This is a genomic window from Frankia sp. AgKG'84/4 (assembly GCF_023242965.2).
Lineage (GTDB): Bacteria > Actinomycetota > Actinomycetes > Frankiales > Frankiaceae > Frankia.
In genome coordinates, this window is sequence record NZ_JALKFU020000881.1 from 1 (window position 1) to 872 (window position 872).

Here is an 872-nt window from a genome sequence, read left to right on the forward strand (position 1 = left end):
GCCGAGCGCGGCGCGGACGTCCACCCGCCGTGATCCGCCCGCCGGGTCGGGCGCCGACCGGAGCAGTCGCCGGGCGAGCGCCAGCATGTCTTCGGCCGCGCCGCTCATCTCCGCCCGGCGCAGGTCCAGCAGATCAGCCTGCACGGTCAGGGCCCGGCGCCGGGTGGCGGCGGCCGTCGGGATCGCGGCCCGCGCCGCCTCCAGACAGCTGGCCGCCTTCGCCACCCGACCGTGCCGCAGATGCCCGGCGGCGGCGGCGAGCGAGCACTCCGGTGCCCCGGCGGCGGGTGCCGTCGGCATCGCCGCCAACATCGAGTCCACCCGCGGCCCGCCGCCGAACAGCGTGTCGAGCATTCCCACCCCCGTGACGAGCAGGCACGAGGCGTACCACCAGTCGCCCGCGCAGGCGGCGTGGCGCACCGCGTCCGCGGGCCGGCTGTGCGCGGCGAACCACAGTGCGGCGCGCAGGTGCAGCTCGTCGACGTCCTCGGCGCGATCCCGGCCGAGATCCGCCCGCAGCATCGCGGCGAACGGCCGGTGGTAGCGAAACCAGCGGCCGTCGTCGAGCGGGATCACGGAGCCGTCCCGTTCCGCGAACGCCGTGAGCAGGTCGGCACCGCTGGTGGCCAGCGGGCCGGCACCCTGGCCGTCCGGCAGGCCAGGACCCGAACCGCCGGGCGCAGGCCCGCCGAGGTGGACGGGCTCGCCCATCACCGCGTCGGCGAGCGACCCGCTGAGGTGGTCCAGCAGGCTCGTGCGCAGCAGGAAGCGGCGGACGGCGGGAGGATGGCGGCTCAGCAGCTCGGCCCGCAGGAAGTCGGTGATCTCGGGCACCGCGACGAGTGACGCGGCCGGCACCGCCGGGCTCGCGC

The 872-nt window shown here is 77.3% G+C and carries 1 protein-coding gene; it reads right to left on the reverse strand.

The window, feature by feature from the left end; translation table 11 throughout:
* On the reverse strand, nucleotides 1–858 hold an 858-nt coding region (locus MXD58_RS25810; protein ID WP_518478688.1), incomplete at its 3' end, for a winged helix-turn-helix domain-containing protein.
* Between the last annotated feature and the right edge of the window lie 14 nt (nucleotides 859–872).